The sequence below is a fragment of the Pseudoalteromonas luteoviolacea genome (genome assembly GCF_000814765.1).
Lineage (GTDB): Bacteria > Pseudomonadota > Gammaproteobacteria > Enterobacterales > Alteromonadaceae > Pseudoalteromonas > Pseudoalteromonas luteoviolacea_H.
The window spans coordinates 391,656-417,121 of record NZ_JWIC01000005.1; the positions used below are offsets into that span (position 1 = coordinate 391,656).

Here is a 25,466-nt window from a genome sequence, read left to right on the forward strand (position 1 = left end):
AAACAATTGTAGTTAGCTACTTTGCTCCAGTAAGCCAGAGGTTTGCGCCTTTGGCTGCTTACGGCAAAATAACCCGAGCAATACAGGGATGAGTATCAAGGTGACAGTCGTTGCAAACAGCTCGCCAAAAATAAGAGAAACAGCCGCAGGCTTTAAATATTGTGCCTGCTCTGCTTGCTCAAACAACAGTGGCAGTAAACCACAGACGGTCGTCACCGTGGTTAAAAATATCGCTCTAAAACGACTGAGCCCCGCTTGTATTAAAGCCTCATTCGATGGCGTGCCCGTTCGATAAAGGTAGTTAAAACGGGTGATCAATACCAAGGAATCATTGATCACAATCCCCGTCATCGCCATCATACCAAACATCGATAGCAAGCTGATTGGCAGGTCCATAATATAATGACCAAAAATAGCGCCCGCAAAACCAAATGGGATCACCGCCATAATTATTAACGGCTGCCAGTAAGATTTAAGCGGAATGGCCAATAAAATATAAATGAGGATCACTGTCATCCACATGGCTGATTTAAACCCTTTCGACACTTCTGATATCTCTTCAAACTCCCCGCCCGCTTTTATTTTTACAGTCGGATACTGCTGTTCAAGGCGACTTATCTCAGTTTGCAGGTTGACCAGCACCTCCTCTGGCGACTGGATATGTCTATTTTGTTTCCAGTACACATTGACCACCTCGGCATGCTCTCTTCGATAAATCACTTCTGGCACTTGTTCAAAATAGAATATAGCGACATCCTCTAATCGAACGCTATGGCCTGAGTCTAATGTCAATATACTGTGCTTTAGCTGCTCGATACTTTGACGCTCATGCTGCGCATACCGCACTATGACCTTGGTCTCTTGGCCTTGATCTAGCAATCTGTGTATTTCCCTATGGCCAAACGCACCGCCAGAAAAGTTGGCAATATGATGCTGAGTCAAACCCAATTGCTGACCATACTGATTGAGTACAATACGCACCTGCCATTGTCCGCCTTTGGCGTCATCATAAATATCCATCACTCCTGCTTGTAACGACAGCGCATGTGAGAGCTGGCTGCTCACAAGCTTGGCTTGTGCTTTTTCAGGCGCTGTGATTGAAATAAACGTCCCACCAGCAGGGGCTTCTGAGGCTGAGAACTGCACCGAGTAAGCACCTTCCACCGCGCCTGTTTGCTTGCGCCAACTATCAGTGAGTAAATGACTTGGCAAGGTGCTAAGTGCCTCGTTTGAAAGCTCTAACGTGACCTCAATATCGCCATATCCATCTGACCAAGCCAGTGCATTAGCAAACGGCTGCTGCGCTAATTCAAAATCCCTTTTAAGCATATCAGACACTTTTTTCGCAGCGCTTTCTAATTGACTTAATGCGTTAGCTTGCAATGGCAAAGGCGCGCCATCTTGCAATGACACTTTGGCTGTAATGTAACGCCCGGGAATTTCCGGAAAGACAGCACTTCGGATCGTCCCTGTCGACCACATGCCATAAGCTAACGTAATAAACGCGGTAAAAAATAATAAGCTCGCTACCTTATAGCGAATGGAAAAACTAAGTGCGGGTTGGTATACCTTGGTTTTTACATTGTTCAACAGTGCTTGTGCTCGCTTTTGCACCCAACTCACTACAGAGGGAGATTTGAGCTTGCTTGTTGTTGAGGCGCTCAAGTGTGATGGTAAAATAAACTTACTTTCAATAAGCGAAAATAACAATGCGAGGATCACCACCACGGAAAAGCCCGCCAAGAGCTTGGCTAACTCATTGTTGATCCACAACATTGGCGAAAAGGCGGCAATGGTCGTCAAAGCACCAAATATGGTTGCCACCGACACCGACTGAACGCCTTTAAATGCAGCCAGTTGTCTACTTTTATGCATTCCCCGCTGTTCATGAATGGCCTCCCCGACAACCACCGCATCATCGACCAATATCCCCAGCACTAAGATAAAACCAAATAAGGTAATGTCATTAATACTATGATCGGTCAGCTGAAGAGCCCCTAAGGTACCAAATAGCGCCACCGGAATGCCCGCAGATACCCAAAATGCCAATTTTAAGTCTAAAAAGATGCCAAGCAATACAATCACAATGAGCAGTCCTTGCCATGCATTATTACCCAGTCTAAATAGCTGATCTTCAATATAAGGCGCCATATCAGCCATGGTACTTAGCTGAACATCAGCCGGTAGGTGCTTACGCATTTGTTCAAGCGTGTCATTGACCGCTTTGCTCACATGCAGCAAATTATCTGACTGACTGGTACTCACAAGCAATGCGATGGCATTTTCACCATTGTTGCGCACAATCGAATGGGTTTGCGCGAAGTCACGATATACCTGTGCAATATCAGATAACTTGATTGTCCCTTGAGCATTGGTTACAACAGGAATACTGCTAAGCTGTTGGATGCTATCAGCATAGCCATCGCCTCGTAAAAGCAATCGACCACTTTGACTTTCAAGCTCTCCGGTTCTGGTTTCTAAAGAAAACTGCTCTATCGAAACGGCCACACTTTCCAATGTCAAACCCAGCTGGGCAAGCTGAATAGGATCAGGCTCAATCACCAATTGCGGGCTGCGACTGCCCCAGTTGTCAACGCGAGAGATATCGGCATGCTTCTTTAGCGCCATTTCAACCTGTCTTGCGATAGGTTGTAAATCCTCACTTGTACGCGGCGCAGAGACAATCACAAACGCTGCCAAATTGGTAAATTCGTCTTTACTGACAATAGGTCTCTCTGCCAACGTCGGAAACCCCACGATGGCATTAACCCGCTCTCGTACCTCACTCAATAGCTGATCTATATCTGTATCAGTCGTTTTACGAATGGTGACTGTCGATGTCCCTTCCCTCGATTCACTGATTACTTGCTTAACGCCAGCAACATCGCTAACAGCTTCTTCAATACGCTGAGTAACGCCTTTATCAATTTGCTCAGCACTCCCTCCGGGATACGACACAGAAACAGAAATGGTCGACGGTGGTATCTGTGGAAAAGACTCAACTCGTAATTGCCCCATCGCTAAAACGCCACTGGCGATGATGGCAAACATCAATAAGTTTGCCGCCACAGTGTTATCAATAAACCATTTAGTGAGCCAGCTCATCAGCCCCTCCCAGCGTATCTTGGTTACCTGCAAATTGTGTGTAACTTTTGATAGCACTCACTTGCGTGCCCGCTATCATGCTAAGTAATGGGTAAACGACCACTTGTTTGGTGTTTAAAGTTTCTGTATTGAAACGAATGTGTACATGCTCCTCATTGTGGGAGAGTACCTCTACCGCTTCTTTTTGTAGCGTATTATTTTCACTCAGTGTCCATACATAGCCATCTCTGGTCACCGCACTTTGCGGGACTTGATATGACATAAGCGGCTCTGAAAATGACACGTTCACCTGTACTGGCTGATTTGGCAACAATGGCGATACGTGTGCATAAGGGTTAACAACATTAAAAACCAACTGACGCTGGCGAGTCGTTAAGTCCACATTGGGCGCGACATACCTGAGTGCTGCCGGCCAAGTGCTACCCGCACGGTCTGTTACATTTACCCTAATTTGTTGGCTTAATAACTGAGGATGAAATTTTTGCCACAGAGGTTCCGACACTGGCACTACCACGTCCATGCTGTCACTGGCTGCCACTTCAAAAAGCGCTTGTCCCGCTGTTAGCAAGTCATTTGGGCTAACCAACCTCGACAATATAACCGCATCATATGGCGCAATAATATTAGCCTCTTGCAATCGCTTTTGACTGCTTTTTAATGCTTGTTTCGCTTGTGCTAAGTCAGATTTGGCAGCCGCAACTTGCGGCTCTCTTTTAGCGAAGCGACTTTGATTTTTAGTCGATAGCATACTCAAAGCAACAGATTGCTCGTGCAGCTGTCGCTCTAATTCAAGCTCAGCACGCACCACGCGACTGTTGGCCTGTGCCAGTTCAGAATGAAGATGGGTCACATCCAACTTAGCCAACGGTGTGTTTTGCTCAATGAGCGTGCCCGGCTCCAGATGTTGATCTAACCAAGCTAATTGGCCGTCACTGGTGACTTTTAATTGAGTCACAAATCGTGCTCGTGTATTGCCAATCAACGCTACGCTTGGGTAGTGAGGTTTGGCCATTAAAGTTAATGTTGATACAGTCTGCTTAGTCTCAGTGTTAACGACTGATGGTTCAGATTTGACCGCTAATTCATCCACAATCACCAATGCGATAAAAATTGCAAATAACCCAGCGCCTATGGCTGCCCCCTTTTTATACTTCATAGCTTGCTTCCTTATCATTAAAAACTGACTCATCTCGATTGAGGCGCTGAGTAATTTCCTCTAGGCGCGAAAGCACCTGCAGCGTCACCGGCAACATAATGGCGGTATCAACAAACTCGAGTGAATACGTGAGAATGGAAAAGACTTCACCCGTAGACGGGCTAGGTAGCATATTAACTAACCATAAGTTGCCGAGCACCGACACAAAAAGCAGTGAAAAAATGCAGCCGTACACTAGGGCCTCTGTGTCAGAAAGGGCAATTTCATGTTTTTTGAGCTTTTCTAGGTGGGCGCTTAAAGCGGCAAAAGGTTTACCACTTAGTATTTTGACTTGCTTCTCAGTTTGGTCATTCAATCTGCCGTTGAGGTGTTTAAATGTGCTATGACAACACCCATAAACCAATAACATCGCACAACTTGCAGCCAATACACTCAATGCAAAGTAAGTGTGAAATGTCGCTAAAATGATCACGATGGACACCAGCTGGATCCCTGCCGTCATCAGTGCTGGTAAATCATTTTCTAGAAAGTCCACCAACTCTCGAGACATCATAAGACGAGCATTTTTGGCGGATATATCTGTACCACGTAAATTATGTGCAACCGTTTCGGCCAACTTAACACGAATATCACCATACACCCGCGTATCGTAAAATCGACGCAGTACACTTACGACCACCAAACCAAATAAGCTCGCCGCAAAAGCAAGTAAAGGCGCAGTACTGTTCTCCAAGACACCGTCAATGGCATAGCCTATTAATAGTGGCAATAAGATCAGCAAAATATTTTCTGCCACAACCATTAGCCATGTCATAGCCACCTTAAAGGGGCTTAAGCTAACAACAGAAAATAGTGAAATGGAATTTTGATTGGACATAACACACTCCTAAATACTTCTAGTGCGCAGTATGGCCAATTGAAGGGAAGAAAAAGTGTCCCCAGTTGCTGTTTTGTGACTATTGCACTTAAAAACGCACAATAGTTTGAACATGAGTAGAATTGAACGGCGTGTGCATACAAACTTGACCACACGCCATTTTAACTAACTAGACCTCTTCTCCATGCGGCGTTTCAACTAGGTGAAATGACGCACCCTTTTCTCCGTACACGTAGACCTGACAGCCTTGCCAATTTTTCGGGATATTCCACTTCAACCCTGGCTTTACATCGTACGATGAAAATTGATTTTTACACCTGACTTCTAAAGAAGATAGGCTGCCATTGATATCAGCAATCGTAAATGCGTTTCTTACCAATTTATGGCTCCACAAAGACCGCTTGATTTTCCCTTTTACCCAAATCGTTTTACTGTCGTCTTTTATTAAGGCGTCAGCTTTATCGATAAATGGCTTTAACTTGTTAATCGACGCTTGTGCACCAGGAAATTCAGACAAACGCTCAAATGTATGTAGTGCATAAAAGAGCAGATTATGCTCTAGGTTTAAAACGGTTGCTCGACTCAAAAAAGCAATAAACATATCATCTGGTATATACCCTTTTCTAGCGTTGATAACTCTTATGATCGCGTGCAGCTCGCGATATTTATCTCCTGTTGCAGCATAATAACGTGCTTTTGCTACCCAATAATATGTATCTTCAGTAAAGTTTTTAAGCTTCCGTTCTCGCATTTCACCAAATAATTCAGGAATTAACTCCAAATCATTGCTATCAATTTTTTTACCAATCTTTTTATAACGGTTCAAAAACGAAGAAGAAACACTACGAGGCGCATCTGGAAGATAAAATGACATTTGAACTTGGTTTTTACATTGCTTTACTGGTTTATTATTTTGCAATGCAGGCTTAAATTTCCATTGATTCACAGCCTTAAGTGCTGAACGCTCAAATGAAGCATGTCCTGACGAATATTCTATAACTGGTGATTCAACTTCACCTTTCTCATTGATGACATAACTTAGTTGTACCCACCCTTCTCTGCCGCGATTAGCAGCTAACCTTGGAAATACTGCGGCGGGCTTATTTATCGGTACTGCGTCGATAACCTCTGCACTTAAATCCTCACCTGTTTGTGCTGCTTTTGCCGCATAAGTGAAAGTAGACGCAGCGAGTAGCAATGCTGAAATTAACTTCATATTCTTCCTTTTTGATTGAAATAAAGCACATGCCAGATAAAAATTTATCAAAGATATATTTCAATATGCTCATTTTATCATCGTTACAATTTGAGATTTTATAGCTTGGTTATAATGAGTGATTATAACGGGCATGCACTGATTTTATTTTCGCATATTGCAATAATAAAAATAAACAAGTAAAGAACCTTTTTTAGGTAAAACCGAAAACCCGCGTATTTTTCAATCAAAAAATTGAGTCATTAACTTAGATAAGATGATAAATTTTCAATAGCCTTAATATGAATTAATGCATAAGCTCAAAAACACTTTCTGTGTGCACAGACACACAAAGTGAAAAATATCATCAACAAGTTTGAATAAAAGGACGCATTATGAAACTAACACTTGATAAGAAGCGCATTAAAGATCTGAGTAAAAACAAGCAAGCATTACCTGACGCACAAACACCTAATGTGGCAGGTGGTTGTAACTCTGGCTGGACAAATTGCTTTGGCAATACTCAAGCGTGTTGCTCGCAAGGTACTTGCTATAGCCGTTATTGCTAATACCCCCTTAAAACACCATTATAGCCGCAGCTTTTACGTGGCTTTTTTTAATACCGAGTATGAAACCCATAAAGTACTCACCCACAAATGGATAATCGAAATAATCACGACAATTACGTGACGGCTTAAAACTAAAAAATAGCTATCAATGTCAGTAGTTACCTTCAGCAAGCGATACATACCGCAATAAAAACGAGATATTAAAGCTGACATGTTTATAAATTTAGCACGAATAATATACTTGTTAGTTTTTAACTAATGAGTACCGAGCGCTTAATTAATCGATTCGATGCGTTCTTGATAGTGTAAATAAATTTGACCTGCTAACTGCTCAACCAAGGTTAAATCTTCGATGCGATTGTCGTACTCAATCATCGACAACCCACCATTACATGCGCCCCAAATGGCCCCTGCCATTGCAGCTATGGTATCTGAAACCCCTCCCAAATCACAAATTGCTTGCACCATGTCAGAAAATGATTGCCGTCGATATGTAAAAGCGAAATAAAGTGCCGTAATACAAGACTCAGTCGCGAGCATGCCATTACCGAACTCCTTCTTTACTAACGCTAAGCTATGCGCCTTTGCATCGACCATATAATCCAGACATTTACGAAGTTTAAGTTGATAGACAGGATCAACGGCACTCGCACATAGAGTTTGTAAGATCCCAATAGTTTCAACGCCTCTCATTGATAAATGCGTCGCTTTAGCAATTAACTGCGCCCCTTCTATTGCCAGAGGGTGTGCATGCGTGATCTCTGCGCTTTTATGTACATACTCATTTAAACTCTCTTCACAACCTAAACAACATAATGCTGCAATTGGCGCTCGCATAGCGGCCCCGTTGCCCATAGAGCCCTGCGAGAACTTTTTTCGATTGAGACTCTCCCATGATTGCCCGTTTTTAATGCCTTTAAGCAAAGAGGCAACGCTTGGTCCATACCCTCGAGACCATTTATAGCTGTGAGCAAATGTGTGTGCAAGATGCGTTTGATCTATGTGTTTTTGAGTTAAAAATGACTGCGCAATATCAATAGACATTTGCGTATCGTCTGTATACCTTCTTTGTCCGGTGTTTGTTCGCCCTATAAAGCGCCATAAAAGTCGCTCTACTGGACCCCCTTCATAAGAAGCCGCCAACGCATCACCAATCGCAAGCCCCTTGAAGCATCCAACAAACTTACTTTTTTCAATCATTATTTAGGCTCCAAAGGTATTTTTTAAAAGGCTAAGTAATCAAAATTAATACCTAATTTTAGCTGAATACTGAATGAAAGCACTGCAAAACTATATTTACCATCAATGACTTAAATACCTAACACCCAACCAAATGTAAATTAATTATTAATAAATGAAATTAAATGTTATAATCACTTTGGCTTTAACGCCTAATTAGATAAATACAAGGAATGAAGATGGAAAGAAAAACTAAAAAAGTCGCCTTATTATTAAGCGCACTATTAGCCACAACCAGCCTATCAACTTTAGCTGCTGACAAAACACTATACCGAGCGTACAAACATGGTAATCATTTTTATACAACCAACGTGACTGAAATGATTAATGCAGTAGGCTCTGGGGGCTATACCTATGAAGGCCCCGCTGTCATTTTAGTCAGCTATGACGATAGCGATGCTAACAAAGCATTTTATCGCATGCATAACCCAAATGCAGGCCCTGGTGGAAATCACTTTTACACATCAGATAACCTAGAAGCACTAAATGTCAAGGCTTTAGGCTATGAGTATGAAGGCACTGAGGGCTATACCACTCGCTCTCAGGCTAAAACTATTTACCGTGGCTTTAACAGTGAACTGGTTAATCATTTTTACACTGCCGATGTCGTTGAAATGCTCAACGCAACTTCATCTGGCGGTTATGTTTATGAAAAAGAGGAAGGTTACGGTAAATAGACCCAGCTTGGCATCAGCTCAATTTGGCTGATGCCTTTTAGGAAATGAATATGACATACTCTAAAACCCATTATTTGTTTATTTTATTAACCTTGGTATTGTTGCTTGCCAATATTGCAGCGCAACTTGAGTTAACTAAATTGTCTGGGCAAATTAGCAACCTTGAACAACAACTCACTTTGCAATCACAAAAAGATAATGACCCCACCGCAGATGTGAGTACAGAACTACAAGATATACAAAATCGATTGCATCTGCTTGAGCAATCCGCACAAAACACCGCTCATCAAACGTACGCTAAAAAACAGATAATCAAACCTAAAAACACACCATCAACGCTTTCAGCACAACAAAGAGTAGATCAAGAATTTTTAACAGGCCGGACCCAGTGGCAAGAACAGTATTTACCAACCTTGCAAGCCGACTCAGATAAAAAAGCACAAATGATGGTCGCGCATTTATCACAAAATGATGCACTCACCCATAACCAACAGCAGCAAGTCTTTTCAATATTGCGCGACAACTTCATTGACGTGGCCTATGTGATAGCTGATACCGATACCTACGCAGGTTTTGACGCATTTAACGCACAGGTCAAAAAGCTCAACCAAATCAAAACAGAACAATTGTCACAAGTATTAAGTGCAAAACAGCTATCACAATTACACCAAGTTGACTGGAACGCCCGATTTAAACAGCATGCTTTACATTAGCAAAGTAAATTGACGAGTTCAGGATACTTTACAAACAAAGCGGTTAGTTAATCAGCAACTAACCGCCACAGTCACACAAAAGCCATAAAAACTATTGCTAAGCCAATATATTAGGGCTACAATGCCGGAAAATAACAGCTTAACTTAGTATTAAAAGTGAACTGTTATGTACTGAATGAAAGATTTCAGGGGCTGATTAGGATTCGACAGGATTCATGAAGCCTGAGGTGCATGTCGAGGGGCGGTTGGCCTCGTAAAAAAGCCGCATTTAAAGTAATCGCAAACGACGATAACTACGCTCTAGCGGCATAATAAGCCCGCTAGCACTCCTCCAAGAAATGCTTGTGGTTCTGGATTTGGAGTGTCACCCTACATAAGATCGCTACGGAAACCCTGGCCGGGGTTGAAGGGCTAAATATAAGCGGCCTCGCCTTTACTTATCGTGTTCGTCCGAGACTTAAAGGTTAACCAATAGACGATACTAAACATGTAGGACCGAGGGTCGACGCTTTCTGGACGGGGGTTCAAATCCCCCCAGCTCCACCACATTAAGTGTTATAAAACAGCCAGTTAGAGAACTTCTTTAACTGGCTTTTTTGTTTTTAATTCATATTAATAATGATATTGGTGTGTCCAAAAAGCTTCCTAATAGTGTAACCACCCCAAAACCGATTTAATACACTAAACTACGGCTTAATAGTCATAGACTTGATCTATTACTTCTTCGCCCCACTCCGATATAGAGACCAATGAAACATTGCCTTTTTTATCTTTGCGATATATGCACACTGCGGTACTAAATAACCATTGAACAAACAGTCTGTTGTTCTCAGACCTTTCGAGCTCAATCGTCTGTTTTTCTCGTTTAAAGTAAGAGTTCGACTCTTCTAGTACATTTTGAACTGAATACGTAGACTCCAGCTCTGAAGCGATTGCACTGCCTGAAATCGGATCCTTAGACTCCACTTTTAAAGCGGCTCTAATAGACATGAAGTTTGTGAGCGTACTCTTAATTGCAGAAGTCACTTCAACCGTTGTTTCATAGGCTTTTGTGACACCCGCTGGGATCGTTTCTGTTAATCGAGGGTTAGTATTTACAAAGTATAATCCAACAGAAAAATACTCATCAACGTAGGTGTCCTTCGCATATCGAGAGGTATATATTGGATCTGCAATGCCTTGCCACAATTTCTTCTCAATTAAATGTTTGTCCGTTCTGAACAGCAATGTATCCTTAGGTGGGTACATGTAGCCTTTAGGCACATATTCAAGGATGTTAAACTCATTTTTTGCTTCTACGTCTTTTAACACATCCCAGTTTTGCACTACCGCATTGAGCTCAGCGGTCACATTCAAGTACTCTAAGAATTCTGATTGTACTCTTTGCACATCTTCATCTAATACCTGTAGCTGATTACCCACTTCTATAACCGTTATATTGCGCGTAAAGTGGTGGCCACTTTTAGGGAGGTCCTCCCACCCTTCAACAGACACTAACCCGTTCACATCTAAGCTGGACTCGTTATCACCCGAGAACGGGACGTCAATATAAAGGCTGATGGTACCTAGATTACCTTCCCCTTTTGTTTCATCTTTCCAAGTCGCATCGCACTCATATCCTGTCCATGTCCCGCTGGCAGCCCTTACACCCAAGGCTTCTACATTTTCTCGTGCAGGCACAGTCACTGGCGCGCTGTCATCTTCATTATCTCTATACCAATAGCCCCAAGATAGATTTGAATTCGTTAATGTTAAATCTCTATCTGTTTGATTATTGATATTCAGTTTAAAAACCCAAGATGTGCCTTCTAGCGTGCTAGAACTATTCATAACTATTTCCTTTTTGGTTGTCGTATTCGGCAAACAAAATGATAGTTACATGGCTAAAAGTTACTATTACAATTTATTACAAGCGCTATTTATATCTTATGTACTGGCTCTGTCTGTCTCGTTTTACTCGTTGTGCAAGTCACTATTGATTCATAAAAAGACACTTACATTGTACTTGGCTGCATTTTTATAAATTTACAGGTAAGTTAATGGCTCCTTGGTATACATAATCATTAGCTAAATCTGTTTTTCTAAGAAAAACTATTTATACAGTTAATAAGTTAAGTAAATCGTAATTCAAACAGAACAATAACCAATTTAGTTTGTAAGTCATCATTTTCATCGTCACTTCCTATTACTAAGCACACTGGTTTTAGGGTTTGCTACATCATCATTTAAAACACTATTAAATTAGTCATTGGCTGATTTAAGTTACGGTTTGTTTAATTTGGTCGTCGCAATAAACATCAGCTTAACTCGGGAAGTTAATTCCTTACCTTCTATTTGGTAGTGTTTTTCAATACAAACAAAGCTTTACATCTAGAAAATTGGAGTGAGCTTTAAATACTTTATTAGCCAACTTCCACGCGTTTAGTAATTCACCACAATCTAACTCTATTGTCTCGCTAACCTATTACAGGCGACGATACTACAACTGTCGTTTGCTTTGTGAAATTTTTAGCCAACACACCGCATCCATAGCGCCATTATTGTTTAGACAGGTCTCTGCAATATCTGAATGATTTGTACTTATTACCTAATCTTTTAGTATTATGCTTACTTTGCCTTACCTACTACTAGCTAGACTTAGTGGTACTAAACTAAAATATGTTTCACCTAACCTTCCTCTAACTATCCTGCTACTCGATGGATTTTTGGCACTTAGTTAAAAACACACTGCTGCTTTCAATTTCATCGGCTAAGTAAGACTCAATAGATGGAAATACTTCCAACTGGGGTTATGAAGTACTGACCACTACTGCATTTATATTGATTAGACTTATAAAGTAGAATATGTTTTATGTAAGAAATAAAAAACGGAACTCTCTTCCAACAAATTTTCTTAAATAAAAAGGAAATTTTTATGCCAAAGAAACTCTATCAAACAAAAGTGTTCTTGATCCAAAAGTACAATTTTATAAGTATCACTCTAAACATTGTGAATTGCACAATAGCAGCTTACTGGCTTTGCTATCCAGACATCGGTGAAATGGAGCCTCTTTTAGTTACAACCATCGCTTTTTCAAGTTTGCTAAACTTCCTGCTCTCAATACTGAAAAGCAATGAGAATAAAATTCTACCTCTTGAAAGCAGGAGTTAATATGCCAAATGAAATATATAACCCTATGCCTCAGATTATTGATTCATTTTTGAAATCTGAGAGTTGGCTTGATAGGTTCGTTAACGAATCTAAAAAGTCGTTTTCAAATGAGAAAGAAAAAACAAAGCACGAAAAAAAGGTTCGGAGCCTAGCAAAATCACTCTCTTTAAACGAATTTAAGAAGCACTTAATAGAAAACAGCAAAGAAAAAAAAGACGATAAGGTATGGGCCAGTATAAATTGCTTGAAACAGAAAAACTGCCTTTTAATTTTCGGAGGCGTAGGTTCTGGTAAGACTACCATCGCAAATATAATAAAAGAGCAATCAAAAAGTTATTTTGACTTCAATGAACATATAAAATCCCAAGGGCCAGAGGTAGCGATTAATCTTATTTCTCATGACTTCAACCTCTTAAAAGATAAATATAAATATCATGATGACTTTGTTATTATTATAGATTCACTAGAGGAGCTTATTGAACTAACTAACCAAAACACCAATGACATCATTGAATTCATAAAAAACTCAACAGTATTCAAAAACTCAAAATGGGTCATTACCACTTCTGACACTGCCAATATTATATATGACTCAAATTATAAGAAAATATCCAGCTTTGGCTTTGAAGCAAATAAAAACCTTGCACAAGGTAGTTCTTCAGAATTCTATTCACTTTTCGATGGCTGGTATAACCTAGACAAATTAAACAAAGAAAAGTCAATAGGACATCAAATATGGAAATCCAATGTTATTGACACAACATATGAATATAAATATGAGAAAATTGAACATTTCCCTCCTGCACTAGTCAAAATTTTATCCAGGAACATCCACCGAGGGAATTTTGATACCATTGAAAATATTGATATATTCCAAGAGATTGTAAGATACATATTCGAAAAAGTTGGGGTCACCACAAGCTCCGAAGAACAAGCCAGATTAATCTATCTTTTCCAGAGGGTATCATACTATAAAATAGAAGAAGAGTTCATTAAAATAAACTTTTGCCCTTTGGGGGAAATAGAAAACCAATCAGAAGAAGTTAAACTCAAAGTACTTCCAGAAATTACGAAACATAAATTCCTCACACATATTTTTAATGTGGAAAGAGGTCATTACTTTATCAGGTACCCTCATGTTTGGGCATATAACCTTGCTAGTTCATTAATCTCGCTCAACAAAGACGAAGTTTCTAGCCTTAGCAGCTTAAGAAGTCTAAAAAACAACCAACTCACTGTAACAACAAAGCTATGTATTTTAAAATACCAAATTGAGAAGTGTAATAAAGAGCTTGATGATATAATTAATGGCTTAGAAGACATTGAGTACTTAGTGTTTTTAATGGAATACTCAAGCAAGGACTTCATTAAAAATGTGTTAGAAAGAATAACTAGGTACATCAAAAAAGATTTAAGTGAAAACTCAAAAAAAATCACCCGAAAAAAGAATGGAGTAAAGATTTTAAGTTATATATTTCATTTAACTTTGAATTCCACAGAGTTGAACAATCGTTCCACCAAAGAGGTAAGTCAATTTTGTATAATCATTTCTGCAATTTTCAAATCCATTAAACAAAGTGATGAACGCTCTTTGCAATCTGCATTTGAGGTTATCGAATCATTTTTTTACAGAATCGGAATGTATCCAAACTTAGTAGTGCACACGCTTTTACAACTGTTCTCGATGATACGAATTAAGCAACTAAGTACTGTTCACGAAGGTTTTCTTTATCAAATATGCAACTCTTTCTTCCAAGTAACTCGCTTTCATCAATCTTCATTTGAAAACACCTTTCACTCTAAAGAATTGCAGAATCAAGCATACAAAGGGTTTTATAGGCTAACACCTACTTTTTTCTCCAGAGGGTTCTCACACTACTTAAGACATGGCCATATGGAAAGTAGAGATAAAGCAGCAATAGACTTCTTTAGAATGTTAGTTAAAAAAAGAATATATGCAGGAAGGACAACCAAAAATCACAAAGATCTAACAACGAATTTTAACTTTCATATTAGAGCTGGATTTCACAAAGCTGTTGGTTCATTGATCCGTGAAAGTTATAAATTGAACTCTGAAAGAGCAAAAAGTATATTGATCGTAATCATATCCGAATTTAACAATATGGTCCTTCAAACGACGAATAGAGTATATGAAAAAGACAATTTAAAAGATGGCATATTATATGTTTTTAGGCATATCGACATATCAAAAAGTACCGATGGGACTTTTACTTTGCCCAAAGATTTTCAAAATATTGCATACAACAACATAAGAAAAAAAAATGAAATCAAAAATTTCAGGTTTATCAGCGAAAGTGATTTTATAAGCCATGTAGACAAGAAAATGGACGCAATATTTAAAAAGTCGACCACTTACGACACAGAGAGTACTTTGTAATAAGATAAAATTAAATAATCCACTATGCTCCCCCTAGTTACTTTCTATAAACTAGGGAAGTAGCATTTACAGATATAAAAAATAACATAACAACAGCTAAAGACATTTACTGTAATAGAAACTATCATACATAAAATTCTTTTTATGATTCTAAACAATGAAAAAGCGCTATTTCTATCTTGTGCACTGGCTCTGTCAGTCTCGTTCTCAGCTGTTTCATCGCCCAGTTCCAACGCCTTCCTTTCGGAACAAGCATTTACAAAAGCTTATGTAAAGGAAGCAAAAAAGCACTTTAAAGACGCTAAATTTAAAGTCACCGGTGAGTTAACAATCGAAGTCACTCACTCAGGGAATATGACCCAGTCTACCGACCTGACCAATGCTTATTTGAGGTATTCGAATGAAAAGGCAAGCCTTAAAGACATTTTTTCAGATCACATAGCGTCGGCTAAAAGCATCAACTCTCTAACAGAAGAATCGAAACTACAGCTCAGTCAACTAAGACCTGTGATTAAACCCACTGTTTATATTGACAACATTACCGCGCAAATTAATCAATCTGGTGACTCTAACGTACCTTTCCCATTTTTTTATGAGCAGCTCAATGATGAACTGGTATTGCTCTTAGCAATCGATACACCGACAAGCATACAATATGTTGACAAGGAGAAATTGGCTGAATTCAACCTCCCTGTTGAGCAATTGAAAGACATCGCAAAATCAAACTTGGAGTCGTACCTTGCAAAGATTGGGGCAAAGCTACACAAAATTGATCAACAGGATGAAACCAGTAACATCTACATGTTTATTGCTGACGAAATCTACGAAGCCAGCGCTGTTTTCTCAACCTATTTTGAGCAGCAGATTAAAGCAACGTTTAATGGCCCTGTAGGGTTGGTATTCCCTAACAGGAGTAGTGTGCTAGTGGTACCACTAGATGATGAAGCTGGACTGTATCAAATAGCAATGCTCGCTTATTCTGAGTATCCAAACCTGTCTTATAATGTGTCGCCATTTGCGTACGAATATAAAGATGGGGTTTTAAAACGTATCAAGTTTTAATTCTATCAATGGTGTGGTTTTTATACTTTAGCCACACCACTTTTTGTTTGTTTTAATGCTATACGTACAACCTCAAACAACAAGGCCTAACTTTCAAAGCTGATACCGTTTAACAGTTTAGCTGTCTAATTGTGTATACTCCTACGCACGTAATGACATGATGCCTTTTGCATTTTCCAGGTTCGTTATCAAGTTTAAGTAGCTTCGATTAGTGTATAAGTTACACCCTTGATTAAGTGGCGACCAATTAAAGCAGGCTAACTACAAAGCTCACCCTCTCAATTTTCTAACTTTTATAAAGCAACCTGTTTATCAATTACAAACAACATGCTATAAACCCTGCAATACATTGATATAAAGGAAAAATATGTCTAAATTTGGCCGTAGTATCAGAACATTTCTCGCTGATGGTAGTCCCTCTGGTTTAAGACATGTCGAAATCGCAAATTGGTCTGGGCAGGCGCTAGCATGCCCCCGCAGCCGCTTTTCAGAATTGAAAGAGTGGGATGAATGCAAAAGGCCTGGCGTATATTTTTTACTGGAAAGAGCAACCAGTGATAACAACACTGCGTATATTGGCGAGTCTGAAGATGTACTCAAACGACTTGCCAACCATGATAGAGAAAAAGACTTTTGGAATGAGCTCATCATCTTTACCAGCAAAGATGAAAATTTAACTAAAGGCCATGTAAAGTACCTTGAATCTCGCCTAGTTCAAATAAGTAAAGATGCAGAACGCTATCAATTAGAGAATAGTGTCTCTCCTACTCAGTCGGCTTTGCCTAGGGCCGATGCAGCTGCAATGGAGGAGTTCATCGATAATATTCGCTTAATCCTCGGCACACTAGGACATCGAATACTAGAACCTATCTCTGCCAAACGTGCTTTGGTTACGAATAACAGTAGTTTTATACTCAGTGATTATGACTTTCATTTTAAAGTGAACCAGGTCAAAGCCGCGGGAAAAATCACCGATGATGGTTTTTTGTTGCTTAGGGGATCTCAACTGTCGCTAAAATCCTCTGACAGTATGCCAGGAAAAAGCAAGGACATTAAAAATCAACTTATTGATAGTGGCTCCTTGGTCGATAAAGGTGAGTATTATGAATTGGTGAAAGACAAGCTATTGAGCTCCTCTTCATATGCCGCTTCACTGGTAGCCGGTAGCAGCCGAAGCGGCCCACAAAGCTGGAAAACGCAAGAAGGGGTTATGCTGAAGCTCATCGAGGAGCAGTTGTTAAAGCATTAATAGCAAGTGAACGTATTACTGGCAACTATATTACTTCTTTGCAAGTTAGGTTGGGTTATTTAATACCCAACCTACTCATTTTTATGACGCTCAATTAGAAGGTGACTTTTTATCTGAATAACTAATACAAGGTAAAGAAAAATCATTACCAAATATTAAATACATTTCATACACAAGTTCAATGGTCATGTACGTTTTGCCGTTCTCAAAATTACTGATTGTCGCTTGATCAACATTAAGCTTATCGCCCAATTGCTTTTGCGTTAAGTTATTATTTTTCCTAATAACTTTTAAGTTATGCTGCATTTCTAGCATCAACTGATTAATTACCAACCTACGCTTCACTGCGTCATGTCTCATAAATCTGCTAACCATACATTGTCCTTAATAGAAGTGGTTAATAGTCACAAGCTGAATTCATACTCAGCCCCTATGCAAAATACTCCAGATTAGGCTTTAGCTCGTACAAGCGAAGAAATAACTCGTCCATAAGCACTAAGCAAAACCCATTATGTTTACTTATGAAAAATCAATGTTAATATCATGAAACATCGGATGCGGAAAAATCTCCGAATGGACAAAATGGAAGAGGATAAGGAAAGTGATTAGCGGTGATGACCTAAAAAGCATGAGAGTCAATGCAGGTTTAACCCAAAAGGAGATGGCTGACAAACTGGGCATATCCCGGGAAACAATCAGTAACTATGAATTAGATGTAGGCCAGCCCAAAATGAGGGACTTTCTAAAATGGCTGATTGTTTGCAAAATTGATACTCGCTCTGTGGTCAATCAGATCGATGCAATACAAAACCAAGTTGATAAGAGTGTTAAGCCAGAACAGAACAATAAAAAGAAATTGAAATAGCAAAAAAGTTTCACGCATTTAAAAACAATAAAGAAACACTTTCATAGCTAAGCATGTACATATTTATAATTCAGCCTTAGTTATCAATACTGGCTTGAAATATAAAAAATTTAATCACCAAATAAACAAAAATAATATAAGTTACACATGCTAACATCTTCAATTACAGCTTATAAAAAGCATCATAAGCACATAAAAAGCATATGAAAACCACCTTTTTAATTGCATTAAGCGTTGTAGCTATTTTAGCTTTTTTTATACAGTTACAGACTCCCTTTGTCGTAACCCCTTTATACATACTGCTTTTATGCACTTCCCTCTTTGCAGGGCAAGCACTAAAAGATATAAACATTTTTCATATATCTTTGTTTTTACTCACTATCAATTCTCTAAACTATATAATTTTCATATCAGGGCTTATAGACTTAACAGCAGCAGATAATAACTACTTAAGTCAAGGTACTTTCGTTTTCGGTGCACAGCTATTGGTCAACTTTATCGCATTTTGTATTTTTATTTTCAGGGTACAGGTGTCTAGAGCCCTTTCTCGCTCAAACAATATCAAGCTCACATATTTTGATGCTTTATACCACTGGTACTTTCTGTTTCTTATGGCGGTTTGTTTTTTAGCATTACTCGAAAACTATTTGAGAAATGCTTTTCATTTAAACTTTACTTTTATTTACGATACATTTGAAATACTTCACTACCTTCCTTGGTCTTTAACCTGTGGTTCGCTATTAGCAATGATCATTTATTCAATAAAAGAAAAAAATAATTAAGAAGCTCTTACCCTGTTTAATCCAAAAACCAACGCCAAATCAGAGCAATATAAAGATTGTTCTCCTCTTGTCACACAGAGTAACAGCGTTATCTAAGGGAAAAACAAGACCTCATTTTCTAAAGTGAAGGTTAAACGGCTTTAGTGGGCTTATGCTTTTCTCTTTGCTTCTGGACATAGCTTTTTGCAGTCAAGCCATAGTGCTTTTTAAAGCATGCACTGAAATAAGAAGAAGAATTAAAACCTACCATGTCAGCCACCTCAGCAACACTTTTACCATATAATAACGGGGTGATTGATTGATATAAACGATAATTCCTCAGATATTCATTGGCGCCCATTGACATCACAGCCGTCAACTTTCGATGCAGCTGACGTTCACTGAGCGCCATCTCTTTGGCAAGTTCAGGGACTCCGATATCTGGATCTTGATAACATTTATGGATCACACCGTCTAACTTATCGAGAAAGTCATAAATATGTGGTTCATCTTTAAAACTCAATTTAGGCAGCATGGGTAAATCATCGGCTGAGCTTTTAGCAGGCCGCTCAATACGTGCATGCCACTTTGCCATGCTCACAGCATGGTGAATAAACACATTACGTACTTTAAATTCTAAAGCCTGAACACTAAAAGGCTTGGTAATGTAATCATCAGCCTGACGACTCAACCCCTCCAACTCCTTTTGTTCATTTAAATTCGCAGTCAACAGGATCACTGGAATATGTGCTGTCAGAGGATCCTGCTTCACCATACTTAATAAGCCAAATCCATCTAGCTTCGGCATCATCACATCTGAGATGATGAGATCTGGCAGTAGCTCTTTTGCCATTTTAGCCCCTTGCATACCATCAGAAGCCAACTCGACCTTATAATCTGCACTGAACACGCTTTGGAGTAAAGTCAGCATGTCAGGCGTATCGTCAACAATCAAAATTGTTTTATCACTGATATCATGCAATTTATTGGGTTGCGCTTTGTTTAACGGAGGGGGATTAACACTAGAGGCCATATCAAACGTTAGACTGAACTCACTGCCATTACCTAATTCAGACTGCACTTCTACAGTACCATTTAACTCATCCATTACCGATTTTACAACACTTAAGCCAATGCCCAAGCCTACGTTTTGCATACGACCATTCTCGGTGCGATATTCAGGAGAGAAGATGGCTTTTTGTTCAGCAGCTTCTATGCCTATACCAAAGTCTTTAACACGCAATCTACACTTTGATTGAGGTAATGATGACAGCAGCTCAAGATTGAACACAACTTCCCCACCATCATGACTGTATTTAACTGCGTTACTAAGCAAATTGCTCACACATTGCTCAAGCTGATCAGGCCTTGCCTGCACATAAATATGTTGTTCTACGCTCACACTCAATTTAATACTTCGCTGCGCAGCGAGGGGTTGAAATGCCGCAACTTGCTCTTCACAAATTTGAGACAAACTAAAACTCGTTATTGGCTCGTGTGCCTGTTCTAATGTCAATGAGGACGCTTGATTTACATTAGAAACCTGCATGAGTTGTTGTATCAATACTTTAAGGCGTTTGGCATTACTAACGACGATATTTGCCATTTTACTGCGTTCACCAGAGTGCTGTACTTTTATCAATTGCTCTGCGGGCCCTTGGATCAAGGAGACAGGTGTCATCAACTCATGTGACAACGTCCTCAATAACGCTGAGCGCTGTGCTTGTGCATCCGCCAATGCTTTTGTTTTTTCAATCAGCAGTTTATTCTGTTTACTAATTTCTTGCGTTTGAGTCGCAACCTCTTTCTCCAGTGCTATTTGAATGCGTCTCAGGGTTCTTATACGGGCTCGGTATACAATAAATAAAATAAGCAATGACATCAAACCATAAAAACAAAACGCCCATATGGTTAAGTACCAAGGTGTTTGAATCACAAAAGAAAAGCGCCCAATATTATCTGACCAGTTGCCATCACTATCGGTACTTTTTAATAATAAGGTGTATTTTCCATGGGCGAGCTTTGGGATCATGAGCACTCGGCTCTTACCCAGTTCAACCCAAGTATCAGCCACTCCCTCAAGTTTGTACTTAAACTGCTGCTTAAAAGCGCTTGAAAAGTTTGTATTAGCCAAAACAAATCGGATACTGGCATGATCATATGGCAAAACAGGAAGGTTTATCTGGTTGAAATAGCTTTGAGTCTTGCCATCCGTAAACGTCAATTCAAATTCACTGACTTTGGGTGATGCATCTGCGAAATCGAACTTTTCTGGGTAAAAAAGACTCAATCCATCAGGCGCAGCAAACACAATTTTACGATTTAAAGCATCACCGGCACCGCCTAAATACCCTTGAGGATACAAGCCATCTCCCTTATCAAAATGGCGTACGGGTGTTTTTTTATCTTCTCGAGACCACCTCATTAATCCATGACTACTGGCAAACCATGTAAAGCCAGCATCGTCAAAAGCAATACTTGTATCTGTGAGACTTTTAATTTTGTCTGGTAATGTAATCCAAGACTGTGCTTTTAAATCAAACACACGTAAGTCAATATCAGTTTGAATGTATAAAAGTCCTTGGGGACTCACAGATAACCCATATACCGCGGTGGTTATATCACTAGCCAGTGATGTGTTTAATCTAAACTGCTCAGACTGCACATCAAAAGCCTGTAACCCCTTCGACGTTGCAACCCACAAGGTATCTCCATGTAGTACAAGGCTATGCACCTCATCGCTCTTCAATGGAGAGTTACCAGTATGAAACCGCTCTACTTCTTTGGTAACTGCATTCAAACGAGTCACCCCATCAAAGCTGTGAGATAACCACACTGAGTGGTCATTGGTTGATGCAATCGTATAGATCGAATCTGGTATGTGATAACTTGATAAGTCAAACCGCCGAACCACGTTCAAAGTCTCAGGCTCAATTTGAACAATACTTTGATACAAACTCACCCATAAAAGACCACTTGCAGATTGTGCAATTGCTTGCGCTGATAAGTCATGGGTGTCTAAACACGCTTCGAAGACTCCCTCTAACGAATAACGACAAAGGCCAGCGAGTTGATCGGCAAACCAAATCGCCTCTTTCGTCATTAAAATATCGTTAATTTCATATTGTCCTGTTTCACTTGGGTGAGTGAAATACTGGTTATTCACCGCATTGTGATTTGCTGAGCTAAAAGTCACACCTTCACTAAAACTACCATATGCAGTGATTTGCTCATCCTGATATAAAGACAATAAAGGAGGTAACCCTAGATGACGCTCAACAGCGCCATCATTTAAAGTCAACAGGCCGGTATTGAGTGACGCTGCCAAAAACTGCTCTTTACCTATTAGTAAATCAAAGACATAACCGACAGTGTCAAACTCATTTTCATCTATGTATTGCATTGATACTTGCGCTGTTTCTGAGCTGTACGTTGCTAACCCTTTTCCATGAATCGCAAGCCAGATTTCCCCATTACTCAAGCGCCAAACTCTATCTGCAAAGACAGTTTCCCCTGCCTCATTTTGTAAATATTGCACTGTCAATGTGGATAAATTGACGCGCATAACACCATTTTCGGTGGCCAATAAAAGCTCATTGGTGTCCGTTTCTGTCAGAGATAATACATGAGGAACGATATGCTTTTCATTCAATGTCAAAATCACGGGCTTTAATTCATTTTCACTATACCGAAACAGCCCGGTACTTGTGCCAACCCAAATAATGCCGAGTTGAGACTCCATCACACTGTAAGCATTCAGCTGACTGTCTTGTCCTTTAGGTGTGAGAGGTTCAAAACGTTCACTAAAAGGTGCCAGTAACTCAAGCCCTTGCTTGCCAGCCACCCAAAGGCGGTTATTTTTGTCGAACAGCAAATCGCGAACTTTCAGAGACAAGGTTAACTTTGGCGTTGTGTGCGCTGAAAAACGTTTAACATACATGCCATCAAATCGAGCAATCCCCTGCTCTGTGGCTAACCACATATAACCTAAATGATCACGCTCGATGTCAAATACCCGATTACTCGGTAACCCATCACCTACACCCAACACATTTGCCAAACTGGGCTCAGCACTGCCCTTGTTGCTAAAAATTGCAACAAAAATAAGGAAGTAGCTTACAAAAAATGTGGATGATAAATTATGAATCATGTTATTAGGCTGTTGTTATATTTGCTTATTTTTATATTTCTAGTTGAAATTCATTGTACCCATTTGACACAATAGCAACAACCTAATAATTATGAAACTTTTCAGTTAACTTATCTTTTAGGCAGAAAATTGCGCTTTTTTGTCTGTTTTTAACTACCGAGTTTAGGCCAAGATTGCTTAAAATCTTTCACATCGAATTCGCTTTGCAAATTTCACACACACTGCATAGCAGTATTAGAACAACTATCGAAGCAGTAACTTATAAACCTGCGTATTAAGGAACATGCATGTTTAAAACTCAATTAAAAACACTCACCCTGGCTATTTTATGTGGTTCTCTATTTACCGGTTGTGGTGGTAAAGGTGGCACCAAATCGCCTTCTATTGACCTAAATAATAAAAATACAAACACAACCCCTGCTCAAAATAATGGACAGACTGGTTCTCAAAACCCGGATACTGGAAACAGTTCTGATTCGAAAGATAATGCAGATTCAACGCCCCCTGTAAACACAGATCAAAACCGATACGCGAGAAGAGGACGTGTTATTGATGGTTACGTAAAAGGCGCAACCGTATGGCTAGACCTTAACAGCAATGCTCAAAAAGATGATAACGAACCTTTCGCAATTTCTACTGACAAAGGTAGCTATGAGCTTGAACTAACTAAAGATCAAGCTCTGTGTGCCGCTTATGCTCCAACTTATGTAGATGTGCCAGTCGGTGCCATTGATGAAGACTTAGGCGAAGTCACAAAAGCATATCAGATGGTGTTACCTCCTTCTTTCACCCTACCCGATGATGAGGAATTACAACACATTACCCCGTTAACCACAGTATTGTGGCAATCACTTTATAAAACGGATGAATTTAAAGACGCCACATGTGCACAAGTCATCGCAGACAATAAACTTAGAAGCCAACTACAGATTGTTTTAAGCGAGAGCATCAAACAAGTTGTTGCTCATTTTAACATCTCTGAAGAACAACTATTTAGTGATTACATTGAAAGTGGCGATGAAAGTCTGAAAAAATTGGCCGAAAGTATTGTAAAAGGTTTGCAAGCCAGTGTTGAAAAGTATCTTGCACTTGCAAAAGAATACCTTGATGCCCGTGAAATCCGCGTGCTTCACTATAAAGATACCCCACCTGCACAACCACAAAGTGAAGAACTTGTCTGGTATAGAAGCATTCATATTTCTGATAAAAACCATCAGACTATTGTTGATGAAACTGTACGCATGGACGAAAATTTAGAAGAAGTTTTATTTGTGCATTACGACCGAAAAATCACAGCTCAACCTTGGGGTGATGGCCACCAATATAGTAGACATGTGGACATGGTCAAAAACACATCTGAAGATCTAGGTTATTGCCACCATTCAGAAATTTTAGACATTCATATTGGCGACATTACTTACAGGCTTGATAATTATAAATCCGTTGACAGAACTTCTCATGACGAAATGTGTGATGGCAAAGTTGATTTTAGTGACGCACCTTATCGAGGGCTGTCTGTTAGTTATGACAAAGGTAATGTTCACTACTACACCTCAATTACGCAAGATAAAGAATCGAAAAACGACCTAGCAGACTGGGTTAATCTAGCTGATAAGCCAAACCTGCTAGATATATTGGTGTTAACTTATTACTTCGTTCAATCAGGCCACGAGTTTGACAAAGATATCACTATTCCTTTTTACTCATGGGAAAAACGTATTACCGATGATTCTGGCGACAACCGGGTTACAACCTATAAATATAGCGATGGAACATGGAAGCGCGATACTTATCGAGATGACGGCACCTATGTCACGCATTGCAGTAACGATGGTGAAACGTGGGAAACGTGTGTGGACTAACATGCTCCCTGTACAATAAATAGTTGTTAATTATCTTAAAACCTCCCTATAAACGGTGCAAACTCTGCCTGAATTGCACCGTTTTTTGTTTAAAGCGGCATATCAAGACTCTCTAAATTTACAATACCTCCTCGTAAGTCTTGCAAATAGTCACCACTTTTACTTACCAAGTACTTAGAGGTGGTATTGAACTCCCATTAATACATCAGCATACAGCTACGTTGGATACGCTTTACATGCCTTTGCGTACACAAGCCAATCGAAACTCACCTCTACAACACTGAACTATACAGTACGATTTGTCGGATACAAGCTGCGTCAAAATGCTATTTTCAGCCACTCAGAAACTCCTAGAGCTGGGCAAACCTAACTTACAAAGACTTCAATCTTGGTTTAAAGACAAATACGACATCGCTAAATGTTTTGTTACCACTAGG

Annotated in this window: 17 protein-coding genes and 1 other RNA gene; 10 read left to right on the plus strand and 8 right to left on the minus strand. The window is 39.6% G+C overall.

All coding sequences use genetic code 11. The annotated features are described in order from the left end of the window. Positions 1 to 12: 12 nt before the first annotated feature. From JF50_RS09220 to JF50_RS09235, 4 genes are all read right to left on the minus strand, one after another. A complete protein-coding gene (locus tag JF50_RS09220) occupies positions 13 to 3,105 on the minus strand; it encodes an efflux RND transporter permease subunit (protein ID WP_039609152.1) in 3,093 nt (1,030 codons plus the stop codon). Next, a complete protein-coding gene (locus JF50_RS09225; protein WP_052262210.1) occupies positions 3,089 to 4,261 on the minus strand; it encodes an efflux RND transporter periplasmic adaptor subunit in 1,173 nt (390 codons plus the stop codon). Before JF50_RS09225 ends, JF50_RS09220 begins: the two co-directional genes overlap by 17 nt. Continuing rightward, a complete protein-coding gene (locus tag JF50_RS09230) occupies positions 4,251 to 5,138 on the minus strand; it encodes an ABC transporter six-transmembrane domain-containing protein (protein ID WP_039609153.1) in 888 nt (295 codons plus the stop codon). The genes JF50_RS09225 and JF50_RS09230 overlap by 11 nt, the downstream gene beginning before the upstream one ends. A gap of 169 nt (positions 5,139 to 5,307) precedes the next feature. Further along, the gene (locus JF50_RS09235; protein ID WP_039609154.1) at positions 5,308 to 6,354 is read right to left on the minus strand and encodes an energy transducer TonB; all 1,047 of its coding nucleotides are present in this window, start codon (positions 6,352 to 6,354) and stop codon (positions 5,308 to 5,310) included. Positions 6,355 to 6,728: 374 nt separating this feature from the next. Between JF50_RS09235 and JF50_RS27140 the strand changes: the two genes are divergently transcribed. Continuing rightward, a complete protein-coding gene (locus JF50_RS27140) occupies positions 6,729 to 6,902 on the plus strand; it encodes a hypothetical protein (protein WP_160290461.1) in 174 nt (57 codons plus the stop codon). A 273-nt stretch (positions 6,903 to 7,175) separates the two neighbouring features. Here the strand turns inward: JF50_RS27140 and JF50_RS09240 are convergent, their stop codons facing one another. Next, positions 7,176 to 8,102, minus strand: coding sequence for an ADP-ribosylglycohydrolase family protein (locus JF50_RS09240; protein ID WP_052262211.1), 927 nt, complete (start codon positions 8,100 to 8,102; stop codon positions 7,176 to 7,178). A gap of 218 nt (positions 8,103 to 8,320) precedes the next feature. On the opposite strand from JF50_RS09240, the gene JF50_RS09245 reads away from it, so the two are divergent. The 3 genes from JF50_RS09245 (at position 8,321) to ssrA (ending at position 10,077) form a co-directional block, all read left to right on the plus strand. Then, a complete protein-coding gene (locus tag JF50_RS09245) occupies positions 8,321 to 8,818 on the plus strand; it encodes a hypothetical protein (protein ID WP_039609155.1) in 498 nt (165 codons plus the stop codon). A 50-nt stretch (positions 8,819 to 8,868) separates the two neighbouring features. Beyond that, complete coding sequence (locus JF50_RS09250; RefSeq protein WP_039609156.1) at positions 8,869 to 9,531, plus strand: hypothetical protein; 663 nt, start codon at positions 8,869 to 8,871, stop codon at positions 9,529 to 9,531. 188 nt (positions 9,532 to 9,719) lie between these two features. Then, positions 9,720 to 10,077: a transfer-messenger RNA gene (ssrA, locus tag JF50_RS26700) on the plus strand. 147 nt (positions 10,078 to 10,224) lie between these two features. Here ssrA and JF50_RS26020 read toward each other — a convergent pair. Next, positions 10,225 to 11,361 carry a hypothetical protein gene (locus JF50_RS26020; RefSeq protein WP_052262212.1) on the minus strand — a complete coding sequence of 379 codons (1,137 nt, stop codon included), beginning with the start codon at positions 11,359 to 11,361 and terminating at the stop codon, positions 10,225 to 10,227. A gap of 1,322 nt (positions 11,362 to 12,683) precedes the next feature. Between JF50_RS26020 and JF50_RS09265 the strand changes: the two genes are divergently transcribed. The 3 genes from JF50_RS09265 (at position 12,684) to JF50_RS09275 (ending at position 17,391) form a co-directional block, all read left to right on the plus strand. Next, the gene (locus tag JF50_RS09265) at positions 12,684 to 15,080 is read left to right on the plus strand and encodes an ATP-binding protein (RefSeq protein WP_039609158.1); all 2,397 of its coding nucleotides are present in this window, start codon (positions 12,684 to 12,686) and stop codon (positions 15,078 to 15,080) included. Positions 15,081 to 15,224: 144 nt separating this feature from the next. Further along, on the plus strand, positions 15,225 to 16,142 hold the full coding sequence (locus tag JF50_RS09270) for a DUF1444 family protein (protein ID WP_039609159.1): 918 nt from the start codon (positions 15,225 to 15,227) through the stop codon (positions 16,140 to 16,142). A gap of 367 nt (positions 16,143 to 16,509) precedes the next feature. Beyond that, positions 16,510 to 17,391 (plus strand): GIY-YIG nuclease family protein, encoded by an 882-nt coding sequence (locus tag JF50_RS09275; RefSeq protein WP_039609160.1) that lies wholly within the window; start codon positions 16,510 to 16,512, stop codon positions 17,389 to 17,391. 90 nt (positions 17,392 to 17,481) lie between these two features. Here the strand turns inward: JF50_RS09275 and JF50_RS09280 are convergent, their stop codons facing one another. Continuing rightward, entirely contained in the window at positions 17,482 to 17,766 is a 285-nt protein-coding gene (locus JF50_RS09280) for a helix-turn-helix transcriptional regulator (RefSeq protein ID WP_080760184.1), read from the minus strand. Between the two features lie 226 nt (positions 17,767 to 17,992). Here JF50_RS09280 and JF50_RS09285 point away from each other — a divergent pair, with 226 nt between their 5' ends. Next, positions 17,993 to 18,256, plus strand: a complete 264-nt coding sequence (locus tag JF50_RS09285; RefSeq protein ID WP_039609161.1) for a helix-turn-helix domain-containing protein — start codon at positions 17,993 to 17,995, stop codon at positions 18,254 to 18,256. A gap of 203 nt (positions 18,257 to 18,459) precedes the next feature. After that, positions 18,460 to 19,038, plus strand: a complete 579-nt coding sequence (locus JF50_RS09290) for a hypothetical protein (RefSeq protein WP_039609162.1) — start codon at positions 18,460 to 18,462, stop codon at positions 19,036 to 19,038. 130 nt (positions 19,039 to 19,168) lie between these two features. Here the strand turns inward: JF50_RS09290 and JF50_RS09295 are convergent, their stop codons facing one another. Continuing rightward, positions 19,169 to 23,167 carry a response regulator gene (locus JF50_RS09295; protein WP_039609163.1) on the minus strand — a complete coding sequence of 1,333 codons (3,999 nt, stop codon included), beginning with the start codon at positions 23,165 to 23,167 and terminating at the stop codon, positions 19,169 to 19,171. Positions 23,168 to 23,454: 287 nt separating this feature from the next. Between JF50_RS09295 and JF50_RS26025 the strand changes: the two genes are divergently transcribed. Beyond that, positions 23,455 to 25,029: a hypothetical protein gene (locus tag JF50_RS26025; protein ID WP_052262213.1), complete on the plus strand. Its 1,575-nt coding sequence runs from the start codon at positions 23,455 to 23,457 to the stop codon at positions 25,027 to 25,029. The last annotated feature ends 437 nt before the right edge of the window (positions 25,030 to 25,466 follow it).